The organism is Mycobacterium sp., from assembly GCF_035640695.1.
Lineage (GTDB): Bacteria > Actinomycetota > Actinomycetes > Mycobacteriales > Mycobacteriaceae > Mycobacterium.
In genome coordinates this window covers 40,518-46,546 of the sequence record NZ_DASQVQ010000012.1, presented here as the reverse complement: position 1 = coordinate 46,546, position 6,029 = coordinate 40,518, and the positions used below count along the sequence as shown (strand labels likewise).

At 64.0% G+C, this 6,029-nt stretch carries 6 protein-coding genes; 4 read left to right on the top strand and 2 right to left on the bottom strand.

The annotated features are described in order from the left end of the window. Both VE759_RS01995 and VE759_RS01990 read right to left on the bottom strand, forming a co-directional pair. The coding region (locus tag VE759_RS01995; protein ID WP_324927727.1) for a phosphoadenosine phosphosulfate reductase family protein at positions 1-381 on the bottom strand (381 nt) is incomplete at its 3' end. Between the two features lie 134 nt (positions 382-515). Then, the gene (locus tag VE759_RS01990; protein WP_324927725.1) at positions 516-1,685 is read right to left on the bottom strand and encodes an acyl-CoA dehydrogenase family protein; all 1,170 of its coding nucleotides are present in this window, start codon (positions 1,683-1,685) and stop codon (positions 516-518) included. Between the two features lie 145 nt (positions 1,686-1,830). Here VE759_RS01990 and fabG point away from each other — a divergent pair, with 145 nt between their 5' ends. From fabG to VE759_RS01970, 4 genes are read left to right on the top strand one after another with little or no spacing between them, the layout of a single operon-like run. Then, the gene (fabG, locus tag VE759_RS01985) at positions 1,831-2,565 is read left to right on the top strand and encodes a 3-oxoacyl-ACP reductase FabG (RefSeq protein ID WP_324927733.1); all 735 of its coding nucleotides are present in this window, start codon (positions 1,831-1,833) and stop codon (positions 2,563-2,565) included. Between the two features lie 38 nt (positions 2,566-2,603). After that, a complete protein-coding gene (locus tag VE759_RS01980) occupies positions 2,604-3,791 on the top strand; it encodes a CoA transferase (protein ID WP_324927731.1) in 1,188 nt (395 codons plus the stop codon). Between the two features lie 22 nt (positions 3,792-3,813). Next, a complete protein-coding gene (locus tag VE759_RS01975; RefSeq protein ID WP_324927723.1) occupies positions 3,814-5,007 on the top strand; it encodes an acyl-CoA dehydrogenase family protein in 1,194 nt (397 codons plus the stop codon). Next, a complete protein-coding gene (locus tag VE759_RS01970; protein ID WP_324927721.1) occupies positions 5,004-5,708 on the top strand; it encodes a GntR family transcriptional regulator in 705 nt (234 codons plus the stop codon). The genes VE759_RS01975 and VE759_RS01970 overlap by 4 nt, the downstream gene beginning before the upstream one ends. Positions 5,709-6,029: the final 321 nt, after the last annotated feature.

The window sequence follows — 6,029 nt, the reverse complement described above, 5'->3', positions numbered from 1 at the left end:
GACGGTCTGCAGCGAGTTGCGCGACGAACCGTTGTCGACGACACGGCCGGCGTCGATGTCGTCCTGCACCGACGCGACCACCAACCGGACACCGGTTTCCGCGACCAGTTGGTCTCGGGTGGCGATGACCTCGTCGAAATTATGCCCGGTATCCACATGCATGACGGGGAAGGGCAGCCGGGCGGGATGAAAGGCCTTGAGCGCCAGATGCAGCATCACGATCGAGTCCTTGCCGCCGGAGAACAGCAGCACCGGGCGCTCGAATTCCGCGGCGACCTCGCGAACGATGTGAATTGCCTCGGCCTCCAGTGAGCGCAGATGGCCGAGCTCGTAGTGCCCGGACTGGCGCTGAGTAGTCGTCGCCGCCATTGGTTTCTCCATAAAAAAGGTAAGTATGATCATGTTTACCTTGTTAGTCAGTTATGAAACCAGCTGGTGGATCGGCTGTCAATAGCCGGAGCCCGCGGCTAACCCGGCACGCTTACCGAAGGCCTTTCGGTCGGAGGCGTGTTGTCTCAGCCGGACGGCGGTGTCTTGATGAGCCCCGCGCCGATGATGAGGCGTTGAATCTCGCTGGTGCCCTCGTAGAGCCGCAAAAGGCGGACGTCACGATAGATGCGTTCGACCGGCACGCCGTGCATGTATCCGCTGCCGCCGTGGATCTGGACGGCGAGGTCTGCGACCTTGCCCGCCATCTCCGTGCAGAACAGCTTCGCCGCCGACGGGGCAATTCTTCGGTCCTCGTTGTTGACCCACTGTCGTGCCGCGTCTCGCACGAGGGCACGCCCGGCCATCACGCCGGTCTGCTGGTCGGCGATCATCGCCTGCACCAACTGGTAGCTGCCAATCGGCGTCCCGCCTTGGGTGGCGGTGGCCGCGTACGCGACCGATTCATCAAGAGCTCGTTGGGCCGCCCCGACGGCTAGCGCTGCGATGTGCACGCGGCCGCGTGCCAACGAAATCATCGCCGCCCGATATCCGATGTCTTCGCTTCCGCCCACCAGGGCACTGACCGGGACACGCACGTCGGTGAAGCTGACGTCTGCCGTCCACGCGCCCTCTTGACCCATTTTCTTGTCCTTGGGGCCGACTTCGATCCCGGGTGTATCGGCCGGCACAAGGAACACGGCGATGCCGGGGCCGCTTTCATCGGCCGGGCGGGTGCGGGCAAAGACGACAAACAGATCGGCCACGGGCGCGTTAGTGATGAAGCGCTTCTGCCCGGACATGATCCAATCGTCGCCATCACGAACGGCCTTGGTGCGCAAGCCGGCCGGGTTCGATCCTGCGCCCGGCTCCGTTAGCGCGAACGAGGCGACGACCTCGCCCGAGGCCATTGCCTCCAGCCAGCGAGTCTTCTGCTCGTCGGTGCCAAATCCGACGAGAACTTGGCCGGCGATGCCGTTGTTCGTGCCGAACATCGACCGCAGCGCGAGCGACGTGTAACCCAATTCCATTGCCAGTTCGACGTCTTGGGCCAGATTCAGGCCGAGGCCGCCCCACTGCTGGGGAATCGCATACCCGAACAGCCCCATCTTCTTCGCCTGCTCGCGGAGATCGTCGGGAACGCGGTCGTCGACGAGGATCTCCGGCTCTCGCGGCATTACCGCGGTGCGGACGAAGTGGCGAGTCTGGGCGAGGATGTCTTGAAAGTCTTCGTCGCTGACTGCTGATTTATGGGTCATATGGGGAAGCTTCCTCTACTGCGGGCACGCGCCCACCGCCGGCACGGCGCCCCTCGAGCCTGCTGCATCATATATGAAATATGATGGCGGACTGTCGGCGCGTGCGTACTATGCCGCGAACACAAAGGATGGGTGATCCGTGTCCATGCTGAGCGGTCAAACGGCGGTCGTCACCGGCGGGGCGCAGGGCCTGGGTTTTGCCATAGCGGAACGTTTTGTGGCCGAGGGCGCGAAGGTCGTGCTCGGCGACTTGGACCTGGAGACCACCGAGGCGGCGGCCAAGCGGCTGGGACGTCCTGATACCGCGGCGGCCGTGCGGTGCGACGTGACTTCGTCGGCCGATGTCGACGGACTCATCGGGGCCGCCATCGAGCAATTCGGTGGCTTGGACATCATGGTCAACAACGCCGGCATCACCCGCGACGCGACGATGCGAAAGATGACCGAGGAGCAGTTTGACCAAGTCATCGCGGTGCATCTGAAGGGAACCTGGAACGGCACCCGAGCGGCCGCGGCCGTCATGAGGGAGAACAGGCGCGGCGCGATCATCAACATGTCGTCGCTGTCGGGCAAGATCGGTCTGCCGGGGCAGACGAATTATTCGGCGGCCAAGGCCGGCATCGTCGGCATGACCAAGGCCGCGGCGAAGGAGCTGGCCCATCTCGGCGTGCGGGTGAACGCGATTGCGCCCGGGTTGATCCGGTCGGCGATGACCGAAGCAATGCCGCCGCACATTTGGGACCAAAAGGTCGCCGAGGTCCCGATGGGCCGTGCCGGAGAGCCGAACGAGGTCGCCAGGGTTGCCCTATTCCTGGCCAGCGACCTCTCCTCCTACATGACCGGCACCGTGCTGGAGGTTACCGGGGGACGCTACATGTGAGCGAAGAAATGCGCGGTCTTCGAACGGGTTCGGCGGTGATGCCGCTGGACGGCGTTGTCGTCGTCGAGGTCTCAAGCTTCGTCGCCGCTCCGCTGTGCGGCATGACATTGGGCCAACTCGGAGCCGAAGTGATTCGTGTCGATCCCATCGGCGGTGCTTCCGACTTTCACAGGTGGCCACTGGCGGACAGCGGCACTTCGATCTACTGGACCGGCCTCAACAGGGGAAAACGTTCTGCGGCAATCGATTTACGCTCATCCGATGGCCAAGAGCTGGTCCAGCGGCTGATCGTCGAAGGCGACGGCATCGTGGTGACTAACGCCGCGGGCCTGTCATGGCTCGCGTACGATCGGCTGGTTGAGATGCGCTCCGACGTGATCCACGTCCAGATGCTCGGTCGCGGTGACGGCACAACGGCCGTCGACTACACGGTCAACGCGGCTATCGGGTTTCCGCTCGTCACAGGTCCTGGCAACCACGTCGGTCCGATCAACCATGTGCTGCCGGCCTGGGATGTCTGCTGCGGCCTGTACGCCGCGCTCGCGGTTATGGCCGCGCTGCGCCGCCGTGATGATTGCGGGGCAGGCACCCGCATCAGCTTGGCTCTGGAGGACATCGGGCTGGCCACCGCCGGTAATCTCAGCTTTCTTACCGAGCCACAGGTCAACGGCACACAAAGGCCTCGGCTCGGCAACGCCATCTACGGCCAGTACGGCCAGGACTTCACCAGCCGGGATGGCGTTGGGTTCATGATCGTCGCGTTGACCGGACGCCATTTTCGCGACCTGGTCGAGGTGACCGGCGCCGGCGGGCCGGTTTCGGCCGTTGCCGACGCGCTCGGTGCCGATTTCAGCGCCGAGGGTGACCGTTACCGCTACCGCGAGGTGTTGACGGCATTGTTCGCACGATGGTTCGCCGACCACACCGCCGACGAGATCACGACAACGCTTTCTGGCACCAACGTGCTGTTCGAGCGCTACCGCAGCTTCGCCGAAGTAGTGAACGACGACCGAGTGACCAAGAACCCGTTGTTCTCCCGCCTAAACCAACCCGGAGTCGGGGAGTACCTCGCCGCGGGGTTACCCGCCGCGTTCGACGGAAAGCATCCGGTCAGCGCGCCTGCGCCGTCGCTCGGCCAGGACACCGCCGACCTCCTCACCGGCAGGCTCGGTCTGAACCCCGGCGAGATCACCCGCCTCATCGGCGCGGGGACGATCGCTTGCTGATTAGCGCAGAGAGAGAACCCAGATGACCAAGCTCGCCCAAACCCTCGGCCTTTCCGAGTTTCAGACCGAGATCCTTACGACGGTGCGTGAATTCGTCGATAAGGAAGTCATCCCCAATGCGCCGGAACTCGAACGGACGGACACCTATCCGCAGAACATCGTCGACCAGATGCGGGATATTGGCCTGTTCGGCCTGATGATTGACGAGGAGTACGGCGGACTCGGCGAATCGCTGCTGACTTACGCTCTTTGTGTCGAAGAGCTGGCACGCGGGTGGATGAGCGTCTCCGGTGTACTCAATACCCATTTCATCGTCGCGTACATGCTCCGTCAGCACGGCACCGACGCGCAAAAGCGACGCTTCTTGCCGCACATGGCGACGGGCGAGACGCGCGGCGCGTTCTCGATGTCGGAGCCGGAGTTGGGATCCGACGTCGCCGCGATCCGCACCCGTGCGAAGCGCAATTCCGATGACACGTACACCATCGACGGCCAGAAGATGTGGGTGACGAACGGCGGCAGTTCGACACTGGTGGCGGTGTTGGTGCGCACGGACGAGGGTTCCGATAGGCCGCATCGCAACCTGACCGCGTTTCTTCTGGAAAAACCAGTCGGTATCGGCGAAGTCGTGCCGGGCCTGACGATTCCCGGCAAGATCGACAAGCTGGGTTACAAGGGCATCGACACGACCGAGCTGATCTTCGACGGCTACCAAGCCGGCGCCGAAGACATTCTGGGCGGCACCCCGGGGCAGGGATTCTTCCAGATGATGGACGGCATCGAGGTGGGCCGGGTCAACGTAGCGGCCAGAGCGTGCGGGGTGGGGTTGCGCGCTTTCGAGTTGGCCGTGCGATACGCGCAGCAGCGCAGCACCTTCGGCAAGCCCATCGCGGAACACCAGGCCATCGCTTTCCAATTAGCCGAGATGGCAACCAAAATCGAAGCCGCGCATCTGATGATGGTCAACGCGGCCCGGCTGAAAGATTCGGGTGAGCGCAACGACGTGGCGGCAGGCATGGCCAAGTATCTGGCCAGCGAGCTCTGCTCCGAGGTCACCCAGCAGAGTTTCCGAATCCACGGCGGCTACGGATATTCCAAGGAATACGAGATCGAGCGACTCATGCGCGATGCTCCGTTCCTGCTCATCGGCGAGGGCACTAGCGAGATCCAAAAGCAAATCATCAGCAGGCGGCTGCTGGCCGAATATCAGATATGACTGTCCCCGACTTCGCTTCCCGGCCACAGCTTTCCGAAGATGTCGCCCGATATGTGCGACAGCGGATCCTCGAGGGGACATACGGCGCTGGAGAATACGTTCGGTTGGAGCAACTGGCCGCCGAACTGGGTGTCAGTGTCACACCCGTTCGGGAGGCTTTGCTTGAGCTACGGGCAGAGGGCCTACTCGTTCAGCAGCCTCGGCGCGGATTCATGGTGTTGCCCGTCACCGGCCGCGACATCGCCGATGTGTCCAGCGTGCAGGCCCATGTCGGTGGCGAACTCGCCGCGCGGGCGGCCGGCAACATCACCGCCGAGCAATTGAGCGAACTGGAAGCCATCCAGGCGCAACTGGAAGCGGCTTACCAGGACGACAATCATGAGCGCGCGGTTCGTCTCAACCATGAGTTCCACCGCGCCGTCAACGTGGCGGCTGACTCGCCCAAACTGTCCCAGCTGATGTCGCAGATCACCCAATTCGCGCCCGAGTCGGTTTTCCCCACGCTCGCGGGCTGGGCGGCTCAATCCACGAAGGACCATCGGCGGGTGCTGGCGGCACTGGAGCAGCGCGACCCGAGGCGCGCACGCACGGCCATGGCGGAGCATTTCATGGCGGGTGTCGCGCCGCTGATCGACCACCTGTTGCGTCATGGAGTGGTCGAGAACACCAACGGCGAAGGTATCCGTCGCCGGCGCCGCTGACACTAATGGTCTACGAGCTGCAGCGGCGCGGCGTGTTCCCGACGATCAACCGCCGCGGCCCGTGCCGTGGCGGCCGCTCCCTTCATCGGCCTGCAAGAGCGACTTACAAATGTCGGCGAGACGCTCTAACGCGGCCGCGATTGCCCAGAGCGCCTCGGTTTGCGATGCCCGTCCGGAGGTCGCCGACTCGGGTTGGGCGGGGCCGCTTTCCGAAGAAGTTGGCGCGGGTGCTGCTGGCGCTGTTGGTGCCAGCCGAGGACGCTCATGGGCGCGATCATCGGTCGAGCCGGGACGCGGACCGGCCGAATGCGGCCGCCCGGC